This window comes from Bradyrhizobium australiense (genome assembly GCF_013114825.1).
Classification (GTDB): Bacteria; Pseudomonadota; Alphaproteobacteria; order Rhizobiales; family Xanthobacteraceae; genus Bradyrhizobium; species Bradyrhizobium australiense.
This window is the reverse complement of record NZ_JAAVLX010000004.1, coordinates 618,075-637,710: the sequence shown is the minus strand read 5'-3', so window position 1 is coordinate 637,710 and position 19,636 is coordinate 618,075. Positions and strand designations below refer to the sequence as shown.

At 59.1% G+C, this 19,636-nt stretch carries 14 protein-coding genes and 2 pseudogenes; 8 read left to right on the top strand and 8 right to left on the bottom strand.

Annotation, left to right across the window (positions count from 1 at the left end; genetic code table 11):
* Positions 1–117: 117 nt before the first annotated feature.
* Positions 118–1,899, bottom strand: coding sequence for a Rieske (2Fe-2S) protein (locus tag HCN58_RS15160; RefSeq protein WP_171580156.1), 1,782 nt, complete (start codon positions 1,897–1,899; stop codon positions 118–120).
* Positions 1,900–2,627: 728 nt separating this feature from the next.
* Between HCN58_RS15160 and HCN58_RS15155 the strand changes: the two genes are divergently transcribed.
* The 6 genes from HCN58_RS15155 (at position 2,628) to hflK (ending at position 10,000) form a co-directional block, all read left to right on the top strand.
* The gene (locus HCN58_RS15155; protein ID WP_171580155.1) at positions 2,628–2,816 is read left to right on the top strand and encodes a hypothetical protein; all 189 of its coding nucleotides are present in this window, start codon (positions 2,628–2,630) and stop codon (positions 2,814–2,816) included.
* A 637-nt stretch (positions 2,817–3,453) separates the two neighbouring features.
* Positions 3,454–4,365, top strand: coding sequence for a protease modulator HflC (gene hflC, locus HCN58_RS15150; RefSeq protein ID WP_171580154.1), 912 nt, complete (start codon positions 3,454–3,456; stop codon positions 4,363–4,365).
* 112 nt (positions 4,366–4,477) lie between these two features.
* Positions 4,478–5,524 (top strand): acetamidase/formamidase family protein, encoded by a 1,047-nt coding sequence (locus HCN58_RS15145; protein ID WP_171580153.1) that lies wholly within the window; start codon positions 4,478–4,480, stop codon positions 5,522–5,524.
* A 141-nt stretch (positions 5,525–5,665) separates the two neighbouring features.
* Entirely contained in the window at positions 5,666–7,861 is a 2,196-nt protein-coding gene (locus HCN58_RS15140; protein WP_171580152.1) for an SO_0444 family Cu/Zn efflux transporter, read from the top strand.
* Positions 7,862–7,973: 112 nt separating this feature from the next.
* Entirely contained in the window at positions 7,974–8,984 is a 1,011-nt protein-coding gene (gene hflC, locus HCN58_RS15135) for a protease modulator HflC (RefSeq protein ID WP_171580151.1), read from the top strand.
* The gene (gene hflK / locus HCN58_RS15130) at positions 8,981–10,000 is read left to right on the top strand and encodes an FtsH protease activity modulator HflK (RefSeq protein WP_171580150.1); all 1,020 of its coding nucleotides are present in this window, start codon (positions 8,981–8,983) and stop codon (positions 9,998–10,000) included. The genes hflC (HCN58_RS15135) and hflK overlap by 4 nt, the downstream gene beginning before the upstream one ends.
* 278 nt (positions 10,001–10,278) lie before the next feature.
* On the opposite strand, the pseudogene HCN58_RS15125 reads toward hflK, so the two are convergent.
* Positions 10,279–11,166: pseudogene (locus HCN58_RS15125) on the bottom strand (transposase); the annotation flags it as partial.
* Between the two features lie 138 nt (positions 11,167–11,304).
* A pseudogene (locus tag HCN58_RS37070) lies at positions 11,305–11,460 on the bottom strand (DUF6538 domain-containing protein); the annotation flags it as partial.
* A 150-nt stretch (positions 11,461–11,610) separates the two neighbouring features.
* Between HCN58_RS37070 and HCN58_RS15120 the strand changes: the two are divergent.
* The gene (locus HCN58_RS15120; protein ID WP_171580149.1) at positions 11,611–13,065 is read left to right on the top strand and encodes a site-specific integrase; all 1,455 of its coding nucleotides are present in this window, start codon (positions 11,611–11,613) and stop codon (positions 13,063–13,065) included.
* 173 nt (positions 13,066–13,238) lie between these two features.
* Positions 13,239–13,523: a hypothetical protein gene (locus tag HCN58_RS15115; protein ID WP_171580148.1), complete on the top strand. Its 285-nt coding sequence runs from the start codon at positions 13,239–13,241 to the stop codon at positions 13,521–13,523.
* Positions 13,524–14,291: 768 nt separating this feature from the next.
* Here the strand turns inward: HCN58_RS15115 and HCN58_RS15110 are convergent.
* The 5 genes from HCN58_RS15110 to HCN58_RS15090 all read right to left on the bottom strand — a co-directional run bounded on the left by HCN58_RS15110 (position 14,292) and on the right by HCN58_RS15090 (position 19,619).
* Complete coding sequence (locus HCN58_RS15110; RefSeq protein ID WP_171580147.1) at positions 14,292–16,202, bottom strand: coiled-coil domain-containing protein; 1,911 nt, start codon at positions 16,200–16,202, stop codon at positions 14,292–14,294.
* Positions 16,189–16,686: an ABC-three component system middle component 5 gene (locus HCN58_RS15105; protein WP_171580146.1), complete on the bottom strand. Its 498-nt coding sequence runs from the start codon at positions 16,684–16,686 to the stop codon at positions 16,189–16,191. Before HCN58_RS15105 ends, HCN58_RS15110 begins: the two co-directional genes overlap by 14 nt.
* Positions 16,687–17,238: an ABC-three component system protein gene (locus HCN58_RS15100; protein ID WP_171580145.1), complete on the bottom strand. Its 552-nt coding sequence runs from the start codon at positions 17,236–17,238 to the stop codon at positions 16,687–16,689. It lies immediately after the preceding gene.
* A gap of 119 nt (positions 17,239–17,357) precedes the next feature.
* Entirely contained in the window at positions 17,358–17,555 is a 198-nt protein-coding gene (locus HCN58_RS15095) for a hypothetical protein (RefSeq protein WP_171580144.1), read from the bottom strand.
* A 150-nt stretch (positions 17,556–17,705) separates the two neighbouring features.
* Positions 17,706–19,619 carry a hypothetical protein gene (locus tag HCN58_RS15090; RefSeq protein WP_171580143.1) on the bottom strand — a complete coding sequence of 638 codons (1,914 nt, stop codon included), beginning with the start codon at positions 19,617–19,619 and terminating at the stop codon, positions 17,706–17,708.
* Between the last annotated feature and the right edge of the window lie 17 nt (positions 19,620–19,636).

Here is a 19,636-nt window from a genome sequence, read left to right as displayed (position 1 = left end):
GCCATACGCATTTGCAAAGCAGAGGCAACGCGAAAACGGCAATTAACGGCAATTAGAAGTGCGTCTTGGCTCGCAGGCGCAGGCTTTTGTCCTTCAGATCGCCCTTAGTTCGTGATCTCAGGACGATCCAGCCTCTTGATGCAGCTCGCCACCCCGCATCAAGCGGCGGGCGATGTCGGCTGTCTGCAGTGACGCGCGTTCGGTCGGTGAATGGGCCGCCAGATAGCGGGCAACCGCGATGAGGATGTGCCGGCCCTCGTCCGTGTCGCCCCACGCGCCGAACTGCCGGAGTCCCGCCTCCAGTATCTGATACGCATGGAAGCCTGCATCTTCGCGCAGCACCGCATGGGCGAGCGTAGCGATCAGCGCGTGCGGCGAATGGCCACGCGTGAGATGCCGCGCCACCAGGCTCGCGGCGAGATTGACCTGTCTCTGCCGGTCGAAGGCGTCGAGCAAGGCGCCGCCGATCGTCTCTAAATCCGCGGGCAGATGATCGAGCTGCTCGCCGCCGTCGCCCGGGATTTGCGCCGGCGGCACATTGAGATAGCGAGCAAGGTAGAGCGCCATCACTCCGTGCAATACGCCGCGGACGGCCGTGCCGTGGGTAGCGGCGTTGGCAGTCCCGATGCGCCTCAGCATCTGGTGGACTGCATTGGCATAGGTGAAGACGTGATGCGCCGTCTCCCAGTCGGCGTGCTCGTTGGCATTGCCGAAGCGCGCCATTCTAAGCGCTGCCGCGTACGCGAGCGATTGGCCAAGGTCAGCAGGTGCGGCACCGGCGCGGATCGCCTCCTTGAGCGCGTCAACGATCCCGGACGGATCGTCACCGAGCAGCCCTTGAGCAAGTGCGGCGTGGCCCGACCAGTCGCGCGAGCCGCGTCCGGCAGCGAACAGATCCGCGAGTTCGCTGGCTGATTGCTGACACAAGGCAACAAGGTCAACGGGCTGACGCCAAGCCGTCGATTCTTCGGCGCCACGGGCCGCTACCATCTGAGCGACGACAGTCGGCAGCAGAGCCGCCGCGTGTTGCCAGCCGATCAGGTCGAGGCACTCGAAGGCCTTGTTGATGAAGTCGAGCGAGTGCCCGGAGTCCGCGAAAGCCCGCTCGGTTTCGGCGGCGAACAGGGCATCAGCGAGTTCAGCCGGGGAGGCGCCGGCCGCAATCGCCGTGAGCAGGGTGCGCTCGGCCGCCTCGCGATGGCGTACGTTTGTCCAACGCCGCAGCCAGCGTTTTAGCGTGACCGGATCCGGCCGGCTTCCAAGCGGCGCGCGTTCCCGCCGCGGCGCCTCGCCGTCGCAGTCCGCCGCCACGCGGCGCGCGCCGTGGAATAGAGCGAGATAGGCTTCCTCCTCCGGCAGCACAGGCAGAATATTGGCGAGTGCCGTGAGGATCGTAAGACCCACGCCCCAGCCGTCGCGATTTTGCGCCCCGAATAGTGCGACCTCCCGCACGATTTCGGCCTGCGGTACGCCGGCCGCGAGCTGACCATACAAGGCCTTGGCAATGACGAGTCCGAGGTCATGGGCGAGGCCGTTGGCAAACCGCTGATGCCAGTGCGCGGCGAGATCGGGATAAGTGAACGTGGTTTTCACCCAGACCTCACCATTGCGCACCTCGACCGGGCAGATCGGCACGTCGTCCGCCCACAAGTCGAAGGTGCAGCCGCTCTCGAGATCGAAGCGAGCGTGGTGCCAATGACAGGTCAAGATGCCGTCGTCGAGGCTGCCGCGCTCGAGCGGAAAGCCCAAGTGCGGGCACCGATTGTCGAGAGCGAAGACACGCCCGCGGTCGTAGATGACGAGGATCGGACGATGGCCACCGTGCACAACGAGCCGCCCCTTGATCTTCAGCTCCTCAAGGCTGCCCGCCAGCGCAAATTCCTTGCTATGCGCATCCATGAGTATACCTCCCGCTCTCGCTTTGGGGGCGCTGCGGGTACTCCGCAACATAGGCATTCTCTCGCGCAAAGGCGAGAGGATACCGTGGGTCAGGGGCTGCGAGAAAGGAACCGTACTGGATCATCACGCGATACGGACTGAGGTGGAGTTCGATTTCGTTCGGCGGTTTCGACCAAGTGTGTGGATGACAAGCTGCAAACGCCGGGAATGAGTACTGCGTGGCAGGTCAAGCACCGCAGCGAGTTGCCGCCCATAGCGCCTGCGAGCCGCATTCGCCGATCCGCAGCAGTGCCGAATGTTTTCTTTGGAACGACCAACCGCAAGACGCGTTTCGCGGGAAGGTCGGTGCTGTTCCCATATAGACAACCTCCATCCCCATGTAGATGAAATCGGGGAGGAACTGCCGATGATACCATCGTCCCAAACCGACGCGGAGAGGTTTCGTAAGGAAGCTGAGGAGTGCCGTGAGCTGGCGGAGAAGGCCATGAGCCCTCTGGATAAGGAGGCTTGGCTGCGCCTTGCCGAGGATTGGCTGAAGCTTGCGCAAGAGGCGGAACGGGGCAAGGTTTGAGCGGGGATGATCCGGCTTCCCTCGCGGAAATTTACAAGCCAAACTTTGCACCCTAACATTTGATTTGATGGATGACGGTCTCTTCTCGATAAGATGGAGATCGAGGCGACGATTTCTTTCGACCGGCCTGCAAGGTCTGTCGTCAGGGGAAATCGCGATGACCGTCAAGGAGCTCATAGCTCGACTGCAGGCGCTTCCCAACCAGGATGCGCTTGTAATTGTTGCAAGCGGCAATGCAAACGAGTGGCTGATAGCCACTGGCATCGTTGAGCGCGGTATTTCACCGTCACCTGCAAACCCGGATTTTGTCGTATCAGGCAGCGATCCTGGCGTGGAAATCATCTAGCGCCTTCTGCTACCAAATGAAGTGGCGGAGGAAAACACCGTCGGGAATCGTGGTAGTTGCGGCCCTGGCGGCGAGCGCCGAGGCGCCATCGATCGTTGTGATTTTCGGCCCAGCGATCAATCGGGCTGTTACGGCCTCCTCAAGGCCCTCGCGAAACGCTGCCATTGATGAGCGGTCGCGCCGGGGGATAGTTGTTGAGGAATCCGATGACCGGGGTGGCTGGCTCGTGCGCATGCGTCGAGATGGGCGGCGACGAAGACCGCTCCCATGCCCTCTCCGTTCTGCAACATAGAGACCACCTGTCGGACCAGCCGACTGCGCGAGCAGTCTACAGTCGGCTCTGTGCCTCGAAGCGGACGTTTGGACGTCTCAAGCAATCATGTCGGCTTTGGGCCGATTGGGTTGAAGAAGTACGCGCCAGCGCCAAAGGCGCACAACGCGGATCACCGGCTCTTGCCCTGAATGCGGCATTGGTGCACACTTCCTAAATCCTGGTCATGTCGAGGCGCCCGCTGCGGTGCCGTCGCACCGAAGCGAATAGGCCAACCCTGGAAATGTCCAGCGGGACGGACGGGCCATGGTTCGATCTCTTGATCACGCGGTGGTATTCGACAGGTGGCCATACCGGCGTGCCCTGGTGGCGATCGCTGCGCTCAGCTTGATCGCTGCAGTCGGTAGCAGTTGCTTTTTTACCGTTGACAGCGCTGACTACGCGATCGTCACGGATTTCGGCAAGCCGACGCAGGTGATCACTGCGCCGGGGCTGGGGTTCAAGCATCCCTTGCAGAGCGTCCGGACGTTCGACCATCGCCTGTTCGTCTACGCTGCGCCGCCGAGCGAATTCCTGACCCTTGAGAAAACGCCAGTCGTGGCATCCGGCACGATCTTGTGGCGGGTGGCCGATCCGAAGCGGTATTTTGAAACAGTCGTCGACAGAAGGAGCGCCGAATCGAGACTCGGCGACATCCTGTCCGCAGAGTTGGGCGCCGCTATCGGGAGCAATCGCTTGGTCGCGTTTGTCTCGATGGATGCCGCAGCCTACCGAGCGGACACCATCGTCGCCGAGATTGCTCGTCGGTGTGACGCCGTGGCGTTGCGAGACTACGGCATCGGAGTCCTCGATGTTCAGTTGCGCGGCTTCGATTTTCCCAAGCAGAACCGGCCCCGCCTCTACGCGAGAATGAAATCCGAACGCGGTCGCATCAGCATGCTGTATCGCTCCGAGGGCGAGGAGGAGGGACTGAAGGTGCGAGCCGCGGCGGAGGAGGAGAAGGCGCGGATACTCGCGAAGGCGATCGAGTTTTCGCAACAGCGCCGCGGCGAGGGGGACGGGGAGGCGGCGCGCATCTATGCGAACGCGCTCAGCCGGGCGCCCGAATTCTACGCGTTCCTACGTGCCCTGGAGGCGTCGCGGAACTCCGCGCGGAAGAGCACGATCATGGTGCTGCCGGCGGATTCCCCGCTGTTCGGCGTGCTTTTGCACAGCAACTATTTCAACGGCGGCGCTTCGGGGAGCGATGGCATCCGCGGGGATTTGCCGAGAAAGTAGATGGCGTTCCAAGAGGAGGCAACCAAGCATGAGATAGCCGGACAGGATGCAAAGGATCGAGCGAGAATGCACACGATATATGCTGCCAAATGATCCGAGGGAGGTAACGAACATGCCTGCCAATTATGGAGCACCGAGAGAGACGTTGCGGCTGCTGCCCGCCGCGTTGCTGTTGTCGATCGCCGGACTTTCGCTCGCCCGGCCGGCCGTGGCGGCCGAAGTGAGGTACGATCCAGGCGACAAGGTTTATTTCACCTACTGCCATTCCCACCCGCCGGCCATGCGCATCAGGTCCGGGGACTCGGTTATCACCAGCACGCGTGACGCTTCCAACGATGCGTTCTCCGTCTCCGACAAGACGGTGATGCCAAAGTTGGACCTCACCAAGGTCAATCCGCAGACCGGTCCGTTTTACGTCGAAGGCGCCGAGCCCGGTGACACGCTGGAGGTCCATATCGACAGCATCGAGCCCAACCGCGATTGGGGATGGGGTGCTTCAATTCCGTTCTTCGGGCTGCTCGCGCCGGAATACAAGACTGCGATGGTGACGCCGGCTGCCCCCGACCGTCTGTTCATCTGGCGTCTCGACAAAAGCCGCAAGGTCGCCATTCTGGATATGCCGAACAGCAAGATCGGCAAAGCCGAGGTACCGCTCAGGCCGTTCTTCGGCACTATCGGCACGGCTCCGGCAGGGAAGGAGTGCATCAGCTCGCTGATTCCCGGGCCGCATGGCGCGAATATGGACTTCAACGAGGTCGTCGCAGGAGTCACCATGCAATTCCCGGTTTTCGAACCGGGCGCGCTGTTCATGCTGGGCGATGGGCACTCCGCCCAGGGCGATGGGGAGATCCACGGTGCTGCGATCGAGACACCGTTCAATGTCAGGTTCACGGTCAACCTGATCAAGGGCAAGAAAATCAACTGGCCGCGCCTGATCAATGACAATGAGATCATGTCGATCGGCAGCACGCGGCCTCTGATCGACGCCCTGCGGCTCGCCTGCGTGGACATGGTCGACTGGCTTATGAGCGACTACGGCTTTGAGCGGTACGATGCCGTTCAAATGCTTGGTCAGGCGGCTCATCTTTATATCGCGAACGTCGTCGACCCGCAGTACTCCGTGGCCTGCGCATTGAACAAGAAGTATCTGCCGCGCTAACGCGACGCGCGTCGCCGGCGGCATCTGCCAAGGCGTCGCGGCGGCGCTAGAGGGTTTTAGAGCGGAGTGTGTACCGGTTCGCGTCTCTACGCGGTCGGGACCCGAGCATTGGCTCCAGGCAGCCCCGAACGGGGGACCACGATGATCGACTTTCTATTCGGCGTCCTTCGGCAGACCTGGGAAATCCTTGAGGAGGCTTCGGTCTTTCTCCTCTTCGGCTTCCTGCTTGCCGGGACGCTCGGGATCCTCGTGCCGGGTCGGCTGCTGACCCGGCTGGTCGGGACTGGGAAGATCACGTCCGTGCTCTGGGGATCGGTGGTCGGCGCGCCGATTCCCTTGTGCTCCTGCGGCGTCCTGCCAACAGCGCTCGGGCTGCACAAGCAGGGAGCGACTCCCGGCGCCACCGTCGCGTTCCTCGTCGCGACGCCCGAAACCGGGGTCGACAGCATCAGCCTGACCTACGCGCTGACCGACCCGGTCATGACCGTGTTCCGCCCCATCGCCGGCGTGGCAACAGCGATTGCCGCCGGGCTCGCCACGAATCTGTTCGGCGCCCCGCGCGTGACCGAGCCGCCGCTGGAGGTAGCAAAGACTCCGGCCGCAGGCGACGAGCGATGTCGGCACGCATGCGACTCCGCAGAACATGATCACGCGCATAGGCACGATCACTACGACCATCATGTCCAGCAGGCGAATTCGTTGCCGGACCGCGGCGCCGGCAGGACCATCTTTGACACGACAAGGCGGATCATCCGTTACGGTTTCGTCGAGCTGCTCGATGACGTGAGCTGGTGGCTCGCTCTGGGTATCGTTCTGTCCGCCGTCGTCGTCTTTGCAATTCCAGCGCAGCTGTTTGAGGGAATGTGGGGCGGCGGAATCGCCTCGATGGTGCTGATGCTCGTCCTGAGCATTCCTCTTTACACTTGCGCTTCCTGCTCGACGCCTATGGCGGCGGCGCTGGCTCTCAAAGGCTTGAGTTCTGGCGCCGTTCTCGTTTTCCTTCTAGCCGGGCCGGCCACGAATATCGGCAGCCTCGTCGTGCTGTTGAAGGTCCTGGGCCGCTATGCGGTGGCTGCCTATCTGGTCGCGGTCGCGATCATGACGCTCGCTGCGGGTTTCGCCCTCAATGCGATTTACCACGCCTGGGGACTCGATCCACGCCTGACATTCGGGACGGCCGCCGGATTCGTGCCGGACCTCGTCAAGGAAGCTGGCGCCGTGCTGCTCACCGGCTTGGTGGTCCTCAGCATGTTCCGGACGCACGTTCCAAACGAATGGATCTGGCTCCGCGATCGAGCCGCGCAGCTGACTGGAATCGCTGTTACCGCACGCGGTCTGGGGTTCGCAGCCGCAGCCGGTGCGGCGGTCCTCTGGCTCGGGAGCGGCCTCTTCACAGTCGGGCCCGGCGAGGTTGGCATGAGACTGCGGTTCGGCCGGATCCTGGCATCTGATCTTGAACCTGGACTGCACTTCAGATTGCCCTGGCCGTTCGAGAAGCACCAGCTGATTGCGCAGAACCTGGCGCGGCGACTCGAGTTCGGACTTCCACGGGAGCTATCCCGGGAGGAGGCGACGCGCGCGCAGATTCGCAGCCGGCCTGCTTTTGGATCGTTCACATTGCCGCAGCAGGCGGCGAGCGGGGTCTGGTTCCAGAAGGAGACGGCGCCCGGCGACTCCTTCCTGCTCACCGGTGATGCCAACCTCATAGACCTGAGGTCCACGGCCCAGTACAGGATCAAGGATACGCTGGCGTTCGCCTACAATCTCGCCGAGCCGGAGGCACTCGTGCGCAGCACGGTCCTGGCAACGCTGCGAAGCGCGATCGCGACCCGCCCCATCGATGCGGTCTACACCACAGCGCGCGCGGAGATCGAACGCGAGACACGCGAGGCCGCCCAGTCGATGCTGGACCGCTACCAGGCTGGAATCGAGGTGATTGCCGTCAGTCTGCTCTATGACCACCCGCCGGAGGAGGTCCACAACGCCTTCAGGGACGTCGCCAGTGCCCTGGAAGACAAGCTGCGCACGATCAACCTGGCGAACGTCTTCGCAGTGGAGAAGATCAACCAGGCAAAGGGCGAAGCCGCGGCGATGACCGAGGGGGCACTGGCCTTCAAGGAGCAGCGGATCGCTGGCGCGCAGGCCGGCGCGGACGCCTTCGCGCTCCGGCTCGAAGCTTACAACCGCGCCCCTGCGCTTACTAAATTCCGGTTGCAGCTTGAAACGCTCGAAGACGTTCTGCCGGGTATGCGGAAGTTTGTGCGGCCCGGTGCCGGCGACGTGAAAGACATGGACATCTGGCTTCTGCAGCCCATCGGTCCGAGCCAAAGCAAGTAGCGAGGCGAGCTTGGCGAGGATCAAGAAAATTAGCAAATAGCCGGGGATCAAGTGGGGGCGAGATGACGAAGCCCATTAAACGGATTGGATCTGAACGCGTGGACAGGTGAGAATGGCGGAACAATCCATCACGGCGAATAAACGATCGAACGTCGTGCTCCGGCGCACCCTGCCGGCGCTGGCGGCGGTGCTCACGGTCTGGGCTCTTGTTGCTTCGTTCATCGCCCTGGACGTCACCGAATATGGACTTGTCACCCGCTTTGGACGTGTGGTCCGTGTTCTTGCCGACCCCGGCCTCCACGTCGTTGCGCCATTTGACCGTGTCGTGCGGCTGGACAAACGGACCCTGTTCTTTCGCCCGGCGCCTTCCGAATTTCTGACGATTGACAAGAAGAATCTCGGCGTCGACAGCCTCGTGACCTGGCGGATCGCCGACCCGGAACGCTTTCTCGCCGCGCTCGCGACCCCGGCTGCGGCCGAGCAGCGTCTCTCCGACGTCATCCTGGCGGAGATCGGCGCCGTCATGGGCCAGTATCCGGCACCCGTTCTCATCTCCACCGACCGGGCAAAACGAAACTATCTGGCCGTGGCGTCGGAAGTCGTTCGCCGCGTCACCGATTTCGCGCGAACGACTTACGGCATCGACGTCGTCAGCGTCGATGTTCGCCGCCTCTACCCTCCAGAGCTAAACCGGGAGCACGTCTTCGAACGCATGAAGGCCGAGCGGGCCAAGATAGCCAAGGAGAACCGCTCGGCGGGCGAGGTGGAGGCGAAGAGGATCATCGCCGAGGCCGACCACGAGAAGAGCCGGATCGATTCCGACGCTGCCGGACAGGCCGAGCGCATCAAGGCCGATGCCGATGCCGAGGCTTCGCGGACCTACGCTGCAGTCTTCGAGCAGGATCTGAGATTCTACCAATTCCTCCGGACCTTGCGGGCCTACGACAAATTGCTGGATGACAAGACGACTATCTTCCTTCCCGCAGATACCGACGCTCTGCAGATGCTGCACTTCGACAAGCAAGCGGGCCAGGTCGGACCATCGCCTCCGGCGCCCAGAGAACTTTCAACCGGCGCCGATCTTCTCCAGAACAAAAAACACGAGGAGGAGGAGGTCCGATGACGCTCGCTTCCGATCACGCCCTAGGCGACACCCGGCGAGAAGCAGACCACGCAGCAGAAGATCTGACGCGCGGAGTCGAACCGCGGTCGCGTCGCCGACTATCGCGCCTCGTTTGGCGTCGCCATCGCTATTGGATCCTCGCCATCCTTGCCCTTTTTTTGGGAGCCCATCTGGTCTCGGGCTTCTATGCCGTCGGGGCAGATGAGCGCGCGGTGGTGCGTCGGTTCGGTGCCGTCGCGGCAGAGGTCGGCCCCGGCATGCACTACCGCTTCCCCTGGCCCGTTGATCGCCTGGACGTCGTCAAGACGACCAGCGTGAAGAAAGTCGGCGTGGGATTTGCGATACCCGCCGGTGAATCGGCCGCGCCGTCCGGCATGGAGTTGGTGACTGGGGACACCAATATCGTCAATGCTGCCCTCGTTCTGCAATACGTTATCCGCGATCCGGCGGAATTCCTTTTTCAGATCGAGGACATACCGGCCTACATTGAGGCCGTCGCCGAGGGGGTGCTGACGGAGACGGTCATCGGCATGCCCATCGACGAGGTACTGACCAAGGGGCGGATCGCCGTGCAGGAACGCGTCAAAGCCGAGACGCAGGAAGTCTTGGACCGTCGGCACAGCGGCATTCGCATCGTGTCTGCGAATATTATGACAATAACTCTCGACAGATCGGTTGTAGAGGCGTTCCAGGACGTCGCGAACGCCATGGCCGACCGTGAGAAAGTGATCAACGAAGCCCGCGTTTACGCGAGCAACCTCATTCCCAAAGCACGGGGCGAGGCTCGAATACGGCTGAGCGAGGCGGAGGCCTACAAGCAACAGCGCGTCGCCGACGCCGTCGGCGAGACAAGCCGTTTTTTGGCGTTGCAGAAGGAATATGAAAAGGCACCGGACGTCACCAGGACGCGACTGTACCTGGAAGCCATGGAGAAGATTTTGCCCAAGCTGCAGCTCTATATTGTCGACTCGGATAAGGGACGCGTGCCCCTGCGTCTGAGGGTGACCGGCCCGTAAATGCTGCCTCAGGAGATTTGCGCGCTGCTAAGCCGAGCGTTGTCCATGCGATCAGGTTAGCAGTTTGCAACAGGAGGCGAGGGAAGATCTTGCATCGAACCGGCCCTCATAGAGTGATCGGGCCCAATGTCGTCTTAGGGTCTTGGTTGTGTGGAAACGGATAGCTCGGAAGCGGCCGTGGTCGACAATCGTTGCAGGCCGCCGATGTTTTCGCGTCGGATCGTCCGATAGCCGGTTATAGCTACGCGATGTCGTGCATTTGGACGCATTTTCCAGCCTCAGGTGGCGCGGATGGCTGCAATCGGGCTCGGTTTGCCGACGATGTTCATCACCCCTGTGAGGTTATAGGCGAGGACATGCAACGCCATCTCGGCGGCGACGTTCGGTAGGCTCTTCATCAGGAAGTGGGTCGCACCCATTCGGGCCTTGATCGTGCCGAAGGGATGCTCGACCGTCTCGCGTCGCGTCCGCATGGCGTCGGGATTGGAATCGAGCCGTCTCTGGACCTCCTCGACTACATGCTCATGCTCCCAGCGCGTGATGCGGCGCTCTTTGGACGGCGTACATTGGCTCTTGATCGCGCAGCCTTGGCAAGCCGCCGTCGACCAGTACCGGCGCAGCGTCATCCCATGCTCCACGTTGGTGTAGTGATAGGGCAGCAGCTGGCCGGATGGGCAGCGGTAGGCGTCCTCATCAGGCAGGTAGGCGAAGTCCTGTTTGCCGAACCGGCCCTCCGCCTTCGCGCCCGACGTCATGGGCTTGGGCAAGGTGACTGCAACGCCAGCCTCTTCGCAGGCTAATATCTCTCCGTCGAAGTAGCCACGGTCGGCGACCGCCTCGAGTTTGTCCACTTCGAGCACTTCTTTGGCTTGCTTCGACATCCGAGCAAGCTGCCCACGGTCGTTGCCGACGTTTATGACCTCGTAGGTAACAATCAGGTGGTGTTCGGTGTCCACCGCGACCTGGACATTGTAGCCGACAACACCCGATCCGCGTCCGCTGGTGGCCATCGAACGGGCATCCGGATCGGTGAGCGATATCTGTTGATTCAGAATGCGCTCGATCTCGGCCTGTTGTTCTGGCGCGAACATGTCGGAGGCGAGGCGGAAGAGACCGTCCAGCTCGGCGGCCTCTTGGCGCCCCATCTGTTGGATCTCGTCGCGCTCGAAGAAATCCAGCCCGCCGGTGTCCGCGCGCCGGACCTCTCGGCGCCAGATGCAATCATCAATCCACGTACGGACCGCATTCTGCAGTTCGGCTCGGCCCGGGTTGCTCGTTGAAGTCATTAGCAGTTCGAGTTTGAGGACAAGCAGCATCGCCCGGCGGCGAGCGATGCGGACGTCGCTCGTCTTCAGGCTGCAAATAAGCTCACCTGGGAAACCGCAACCTGCAAGGCGCTTGGGCCATTTCCACCGGAAAAACCATGTATGACCTCGGCGGCGTAGGTAGGAAGGTACAATCCGGCTCCCGTGGACCAGGGCCTTGGACCATTGTCTGCCGGATTTCAGATCGGCCGACCTAACGCGTTAGAGCTGTTGGGCAATTTCGGAGTCTGGCTGGGGAACCTGGATACTACCCCGCACTTTGAAAACACTGGTGTATTTTGAAAAATGCAGCATAATCATGCCTGTGTTAGGGTACAAGCGTTGGGGGCACCGTTGGGGGCAGCATCCGCTAGAGGCGACTACCGATACCTGATCCAGCCGCGCGGCAATGGGACCACGTGGTACGCAGTCGCTGAGGTGCCCCGGACGCTGCGAGCCGTACTCGGCAAGAAGCGCTTGGTGCGTTCGCTTAAGACGGAAGACGTCCGCGTCGCGCGAATTGCTCGCTGGGCCGCACTCGAAGAGATCAAGAAAGAGATCGCCAACGCGGGAGGTCACGAGACTAGAGAGCATCAGGGGCTAGCGGCGGAAGCTCTCGCCTATCGGGAAGAACTCGCCAAGGCCAGCGCACAAAGGCGCGACGACATCATGTACGCTATCGTTGAGCGTGCCGAGCAAATCGACCGGCAGGAGGGTGTACCGAGTAGTCAGGCCGAAGAAGAGGCGGAAGAGGGGACAAGTAGCAGAGGTGCCGAGTTCGCCAAGATCGCTTCTGGCCGCGCAACTCCCGTGGACTTCTACGTTGAGCGGTGGCTCGCCGCGTCTGGATACAGTGAGCGCACAAAGGCAGACGCCCGCACGGCATTGGCGCAGTTCAAGGCTTGGTGTTCGGACACAGGCGGCACCTCGACCACCTTCATTGAAACAGTGACCGACCGCATTGCATCTGACTTCCGTGATGAGGCCTTTGTCTCCGCCGGCATGCATGCGCACACCGCCAACAAGAAGCTCTCAGCATTACGCCAGTATTGGCAGTGGCTGAACAAGAGCTTCAGCATACGACCGAACCCATGGGCCGGCAAGTCGCTCGCGAAGCCTAGGGCTCACCGGATAGCTCAGGATGGACCTCAAGGCAGCGAGAGGCCGTTTACCGATGATGAGGTGCTGACGCTCCTCAACAGCGACGCAGATGATGACCTCAAGGACTTCATGCGTATCGCTGCGTTGTCGGCGATGAGGCTGGAGGAGATTGGTCAACTGCGAGTACGCGACTGTATGGACGGCATGTTTTCGGTGACGCGCGGGAAGACACCGGCCGCCATCCGCACCATCCCCATCCATTCAGCCTTGAAGAAGCTTGTGAAGGGTCGCATCGGCAAGCGTGACCCGAATGAGTACCTGTTTGCGGACCTCCAAGACACCGGCTGGGACAACAACCGGACCATGGCCCTCTCAAAGCGCTTTGGTTACCTCCGCAAGCGCATCGGTGTGGATGACAAGAGAGAGGGAGCGAGGAGGTCCAAGGTCAACTTTCATAGCTTTAGGCGATGGTTTGCCACAAAGGCGGAGGAGGCTGGTCAGCGGGAGAACGTGGTGGCCGCCGTTATGGGACACAGCAAGAATGTCGGGCTCACCTTCGGCCATTACTCCAAGGCACAATTGACCGAGCTGAAGCGGGAATGCGTGGAGGCGGTCAAGTTGCCAAGGGCGAGGGCCGGCAAAGCCAATGGCGCTCCCTAGCGGAAACTGAGCGTGGAGCTGCACGGCATTGAAAAGGCTGAGATTTTTACCGCCCGATGGCTGCGCTGTGTAGCACGGAGGGGCAGTCTAGAAAAGTGGAACTAGTTGACAGCAGCATACCAGTTCGCGTCATCTGAGCCGCCGTATCCAAGCGTTTGTGGGTGAGGACGACGATGGCTAACGAATCAGAATACGAACTGAGCCCGGACCAGTTGAACACCGATTCCTCGACAGGCTACCTGATCTTCAACGGTCGTCCTGACAATGATACTGCCGCGCCTCTCACTTCGCCAGACTTTGAGACGGACCTCAAGGCCTCGACAGAGGCGGAGGCCGTTCAGGCGCTGAAATCAGCAGGATTCGATTATCCGTCCGCCGAGCTGGAGCGCTGGAAGTTTCGCATATCGGGGGTGAATGACGGTGCTTTTGTCCAAGTGTGGGTGCCACAAGTCGAGTAGCGTCTTCGGGCTGGTGCTTGCCTTCGTTGCTGCCATTGGTCCCGGTCGGGCCGACCCCATCACCTCTGCCGAGATACAGGTCGTTGATGGAGACACAATAAATGTACGCGGCGCCAAGTACCGGATGGTCGGCTATGACACGCCTGAGTTGGCAAGTAGAGGCCGGCGTGTGGTGGGGCCAGATGAAAGGGCGGTGGCGAACCTCGCTACCGAACGCTTTCAGGAACTGATCAATAGCGGGACACTTGACCTCAACGAGGTGCGCTGCGCGTGCCCGACCGGTACGCAAAGGCGTGCAACAACGCAAATGCGCCATCCTATTGCTCAATGGCAAGAACATAGGTGACACCCTTATTGCGGAAGAGCTTGCGGTGGTGTTCGTATGCGGCCCGACACGATGCCCGAGGATGCCGGACTGGCGGAGGATCATCGAGAGCCAGCCACAATCAATAGACTTTGCGGTGGACAACAACCGGACCATGGCCCTTTCGAACGTTCGTCTACCTCCGCAAGCGCATCGGCGTGGATGATACGAGGGACGGGGTGAGCCTGTCTAGGATCACTTCCACAGTTTAAGACGTTGGTTCGCGACGAAGGCTGAGGATGCAGGTCACCGGGAGAATGTCGTGGCGGACATCATGGGACATGAAAGCGAAGTCGGGATTACGTTTGGACTCTACTCGAAGGCTCAGTTGAAGCAATTGAAGAAGAGGTGCATCGAATCGGTCAAGCTTCCCGGCTAACAGAACCGGCACTCAGACGGCGCTGCTAGACCTTCAGTGACTTAGCTGTAGCAGTATACAGGGGGCCGACAGTGTGCGGCGATCCCTCCCAAACCGGATCAGGCATCGATGTGGTGAAGATTATCTGATGCTCGACCTCAGTATTCTCGCTCATATCAAGGATCAGGCGCTGGAATTTGTGACTGCGTGCAGGAGTCATGCCTTTATCCTCAATGTTGTCGATCAACAAAAACTTGGGATACTTCATTCTCACATCAGCACAGGAGGCAAAGAGCATCGCGAGATGAAAGGCGTTCTTAATAATCGTACGTGAACTCGCGGAGTATCCGCGTTTCTCGTTAACAACGATCTCGTTATCGCGAAAATCGAACCTAACTCCATCGGGTTGCACCGGCTCGATATCGCTAGAAATATCTCCTTCAAGAATTGCCGCCGTTATGCGGGATATCAAGCTATAGATGGAAGACTGCCGCTGCTCCTTGGCTTCGATCCAAGAAGCGATGTTACGCCTGAGTTCCGACAGCTCCTTGTTGAGGCGCTCTTTCTGAGCAGCGAGGTCAACTACCTCCGCAGCAAGCCTCCGATCCCTATCGAGATCAATCAATTCCCGATCAAAGTAACCGACGGAGCGAGTGAGGACTTCAATCCTCGCATCCGCCTCGGTCAGGTAATGCCTAGATCGGTCCAGCAGCTCATCCGATAACGCGCTTCTGATACGCTGCAGCCCGTCCAGTCTGCGTTGAAGAGCGTCTCGATCTGTCGCGCGCACTTTCTGAAGTTCACGCGATTCCTTCAGCTGCATCTCAAGTTCATTACGAAGTCGCGCATATCGAGAGAGGTCATGCGCCTCTTCGAGTTCGCTTTTGCATAGGTGGCAGTGGTGCCCGTCCGATGCTCTCGCAATTGGGGAGAAACAGCTCGGGCAGAATGAGAACGTAAGTGGCCCGAGCGCTTGCCCGGTTGCCTGCGACTGTCTGATCTGAATCAAGTTCCGTTCTAGATCGGAAATCAACAAATCGGCGTCTTCAATCGCAAGGACCAGGCGATCAACGTCTCGCTGTATAGCAACTATGTCCCGACTCACCTTGTCGAGATCTCGCCGCAATGCGTCTAGGGCCGCCGACCCGCCAGATTCCTTTTGGTCGGATAAGTATCTTGCCCCTCTCAGCTGCTCGATTTCGTCCAGTGCCTTCCGGCGCGACTCCTCCGTCTGAGTGGTTCTACTAAGAAGATCAGAGAAATCCAGACTTTCGTCAACGCGGCGCAAAACCCGCATCAAGCCAGAAAATTGGCCCGTGACCTCGCCATACTCTCTATCCAGCTGCCGCACTCTGATCTGGCTTGGGTAGATGCGCTCGTCTAACACACCGCAAAGCACATCGCCTACGGCCTGCCGTCGATACGGCGAATCCCGCTCTTCCATTCTGAAGATCGCGCTCACAGGAGTCATCTGATCGACATACATCAGCCGCAACAGCTGATGCATCGTGATGTTGGCTTCTTCCGCAGGGACTTCAGGAACTCCCATCGCTCTAAACAGAAGTTGGCTGAAGCTCTCCTTGTCGCCGGATCGTGCGTAAGGCAGCCTTAGCCACCCCTGGGCCGCGCTTTCGATCCCATCAACGAACGTGCCAAAGTAAACCCACATTGGGATTTGCCTTGACCCAACAGATATCTCGCGACGCAACGTCAGTACTGCACCATTCAGCGCAACCTCGGCGAACGTTTGATCACAGCTACCTGCCTCAGCCTTCCATTCTGTTAGATCGCCTCCCAACGCGAAGAATATCAGATCGGCAATTGTCGACTTGCCGCGGCTATTTCCTTCGCTTCTGATAACGTTTACCCCCGGATGAAACGCTTCGTCATATGCGCTCTTTCCGGATTTTGTGACGACTAAGCGCAGCAAACGTAGCGATGGATCACGTCGGATCATACCGAAACTCCATCAACCTAGAACGCGCTTTCAGCCCGTCTTTGCCTAGCAATGGTATCGTTGCAAGAGTCGAACCTAGGTATGCAGCCAAGACGGTGTCTTCGGAAGTCGCTTGACGGAGCAACTCTTCTGGAAACGCATTATCTGTTCTTTCCACATTCCCGTCCTTCAACGCGTCCGCCTGAATCAGGCCACGCCCCGCAAGCGCTGCAGAGATGAGCTTATGGAGCCCCTGCATTTGCGACACAAAGGTCTTTGGAGAAGGCAGAGTATTGAAGCGTGACCTAGTCCCTGCCAGCTGTCGGCCGCGTCGGCCAGCTCCTCTTGGAAACTCAAAATCAGCCAAGAGGTAGGGAAAAAGAAAATAGAGATCGACAATTCGCAACGCATCAAATGGCATCGACTTGTTCGGAGCATTCTCCAGTAACAAGAGCGCTCGGAAGACGCCGTGATAAACGTCGAATGCGGGGTGGTAAACTAGCATCTAATCCCACCTAATGTGACAATTGCCGGTGAGGAAGAATGCCATGCCTCGCACATAGTCGACGGCCACATCTTTGAACTGAGGGCAGTCATCGAGTTCTTGGGAAATTGGAATTGTAATCTGCTCGGAGAAGACTTTGTCTATATGAGACCTGTCCAAGCCAGCTTCGATAAGCGGACGTATCTGAGTTTCAAACCGCTCGTGGATCTTTGACATAAGTGTCGCGACGATGAGTTGATATGTCGAAGAGAACACGTTCATCTTAATGTCGGCGTAGACGTTCTCCTTCAGAGCCACAGCCATCGTAACCTGGCGCTCCCGACCTGCCATCTTTAGCTTCTGCTCCAGTCCAATGACCTTCTCGTCTTCGACACGCCGAGTGTAAATTTCCAACTGCCTTATGTATGTTGTCAGAGTCTTGTCCGTAGCCGCCTCGTTCTCCAATTTTTCGAACAACTTACGGAACACGCTCTGGGGATTAGCACTTGGCAACTGCTGCGTGATATGAAGGTCACCCCCGGGGGCGAATACGTTTACGTCCCGGCCGCCCATGTGACCATGAACGGTATTGCCATTTTGACTCGTGGTGAGCGCCGTGTTGGTTGGCTGGTGAATCGTAAGCGCGGTACCCGAAGCTGGCGGGGGCTCCGCAGTACCATTAGCGTTCCCGGTCAATCTCGCACATTCACGTCACGACCAGACATGTGCCCTCTAACGGTGTTGCCGCTTTGCTCGACCTTGCCTTGACTATCGCCGGAGACGGTGTTGGCAGACACGGAACGCCGACTTGCATCAAACCTAATTTTGACCACAACGCCCGCGGCAAGGCCGGCAATAAAAGTCAGTACGTGAGAAAGCACATCGCCCATTCTTTCCTCCCCCAAACACCTAACCGCTACCATCAGTTGCATTTGGCGGCAATAGCTGGAAGAAAGATTTCAATGTACAAATCAACATCTTAGTCCTTCGTAGGGATCCTGCCGCGCTCTTCCGGCAGCGCCAAACAGACTTACCGGCGCCTAAATCTCCTCGAAACGATCTGCGCGATACCCTATCTCCCAAGCGCCAGCACCGCCGACAGCAGGCGTGATTCGAAACCGCTCGGGTGCTTCGGCTGTTCGATCAGCACGCTTGACTTCGGTAACCGTAACGCCCGCAGGCATTCTCACTTGGAGAAGGTGCGCGACCAAATCTTCGACGAAGCACATCACGCGATCAGCGTAATCGTTTGTAAATCGCGTTGCGCCGAGCCCCAAGATTGTAGGTTCAGCTGCGGACACCGCCCCGCTGTTGTTTGTATAAGCGATCCGCGGGACGATCCATAAATGGTGTTCCAGATCGTTTCGGACGCCAATCAAAGGCTCCGTCCACTTCCGAACCTCTTCTAAATATCTCGCAAGAAGAGGATCTGAGTTCTGCAAACGCTCCAATCCGCTATCGAACGCCGCCTTCTTTTTGAACAGGAAACCGATATCTGCGCCGAGGAAGTTTCCGAGGTTCTGCAAGCCAGTCTTAATTGAGCGGACGGATGTATTTACAAACGTCTCGACCTCAGTCGCTATCTCCTTATCAATCGATTCAAGGATGTGAACCGTTCCGTGCTCTATCCTTACTATCTCTCCCGACGCAATCCTAGCGGAATGCGCCTGCCACTTTGCCTCGACGTTCTTTGCCGCGGTACGGGCGGCCATAACGGACGAAAGAACTGCCTGGAAGATCTTATCGAAAGCATCACGATCGTCCTTGTTCGGGTAGACATTCTCGCGCAATCGCAACAGCCCCAGCCAACAGCGAGCAACAAAGGGAGTGCCGACGCCCTCGTCCATAAGTTTCTGCACGACAAAACCGGGGCCATTTTTGTTGATCACGAAACTGGACCTCTGCTGCAAGTTGTTTAGCAATGCGTTGAATTGATTCTGTGAAACCGGAAGCACGTACGAGATTTGGAAGCCGCTTCGACGAACTATGCGAAGATGCGCGGGATTCACATTCGGCAAGAATATCAGCAATCCTTCAAGAGGAAGCTTTCCAATAAGGATAATTATCGCGCCATCTTGCCATTTCCGGTAAGCGATCGTCGCCAATACGTTCCCCGCCTGATCTTCAATGCCAATTGGCCGGGCCGGCAAGATACGATCGTTGTATTCGTCGCGCGGCACAGGAAGGATCTGCCCCTTCAAGTTTGGCTGAAAGCCAAGCAGAGTTACCGCGCTTGTAGGCACACCTTCCAATATGTCTATCCAGTTGGGCACTTTGCCTTTTGCGTCCGGCTGAAACACAGCAAGATACGCAACTAGGAAGGCGACCATCTTGTTGAACGAATAGTGTTGCGTCGACCGCATCACGATCACAACGTAGACCGGCGGCACCCCATTTCTAAACGCGAAGGGGTGCGGCGGCAGAAAGTCACCACTTACCGGCTCGCCCGGAAACTGCACTGCGTAATTTACAACACCGACCGACGCGACTACGACCATGTCCGGCCAGAACTGGTGATCGTTATTACAGTTGAGTCGATACAGCTCCTCAGCGATTTCTTCTAGTGAGGCACTCGAACTCCGGGCGTAGAGTATGCCAAGCGTAGCTGTCGATCGCTCGGTGCCACGGGGCGATGGCGACTTTTCTATTCGCTTAGCATTTGAGATGCGTGAATATCCTATACGAAAGGTGGCGAGATCAAGCTCGTCGATAACGTCGATAATAGCAGCTGCTTCATCCGCCTTGATTGCGTTGTTTTCATCACGAGAGCCGTGCACGATCGTGGCGAATTGAGCGCTGCAGGCGTTGTTTGCGTCGACTATGAATCCTGCGTTCGATTTGAAGGTTGAGTTCAGCAAACTGTTGAGAGCACCATTGAGCTTGTCGGTCGTTGTTTCTTTATTTGGCGCAACAACAGTCTGACCGAGCGCAAACACCCTCTGCGAAAGATTCACCGGCGCGGCTCCAATCC

What these genes read in the sequence shown, in the direction of transcription:
- HCN58_RS15160 (WP_171580156.1), bottom strand. Translation starts at nt 1,899, where the DNA reads ATGGATGCGCATAGCAAGGAATTTGCGCTGGCGGGCAGCCTTGAGGAG.
- HCN58_RS15155 (WP_171580155.1), top strand. Translation starts at nt 2,628, where the DNA reads ATGACCGTCAAGGAGCTCATAGCTCGACTGCAGGCGCTTCCCAACCAG.
- HCN58_RS15145 (WP_171580153.1), top strand. Translation starts at nt 4,478, where the DNA reads ATGCCTGCCAATTATGGAGCACCGAGAGAGACGTTGCGGCTGCTGCCC.
- HCN58_RS15140 (WP_171580152.1), top strand. Translation starts at nt 5,666, where the DNA reads ATGATCGACTTTCTATTCGGCGTCCTTCGGCAGACCTGGGAAATCCTT.
- hflC (WP_171580151.1), top strand. Translation starts at nt 7,974, where the DNA reads ATGGCGGAACAATCCATCACGGCGAATAAACGATCGAACGTCGTGCTC.
- hflK (WP_171580150.1), top strand. Translation starts at nt 8,981, where the DNA reads ATGACGCTCGCTTCCGATCACGCCCTAGGCGACACCCGGCGAGAAGCA.
- HCN58_RS15120 (WP_171580149.1), top strand. Translation starts at nt 11,611, where the DNA reads ATGCAGCATAATCATGCCTGTGTTAGGGTACAAGCGTTGGGGGCACCG.
- HCN58_RS15115 (WP_171580148.1), top strand. Translation starts at nt 13,239, where the DNA reads ATGGCTAACGAATCAGAATACGAACTGAGCCCGGACCAGTTGAACACC.
- HCN58_RS15110 (WP_171580147.1), bottom strand. Translation starts at nt 16,202, where the DNA reads ATGATCCGACGTGATCCATCGCTACGTTTGCTGCGCTTAGTCGTCACA.
- HCN58_RS15105 (WP_171580146.1), bottom strand. Translation starts at nt 16,686, where the DNA reads ATGCTAGTTTACCACCCCGCATTCGACGTTTATCACGGCGTCTTCCGA.
- HCN58_RS15100 (WP_171580145.1), bottom strand. Translation starts at nt 17,238, where the DNA reads ATGGGCGGCCGGGACGTAAACGTATTCGCCCCCGGGGGTGACCTTCAT.
- HCN58_RS15095 (WP_171580144.1), bottom strand. Translation starts at nt 17,555, where the DNA reads ATGGGCGATGTGCTTTCTCACGTACTGACTTTTATTGCCGGCCTTGCC.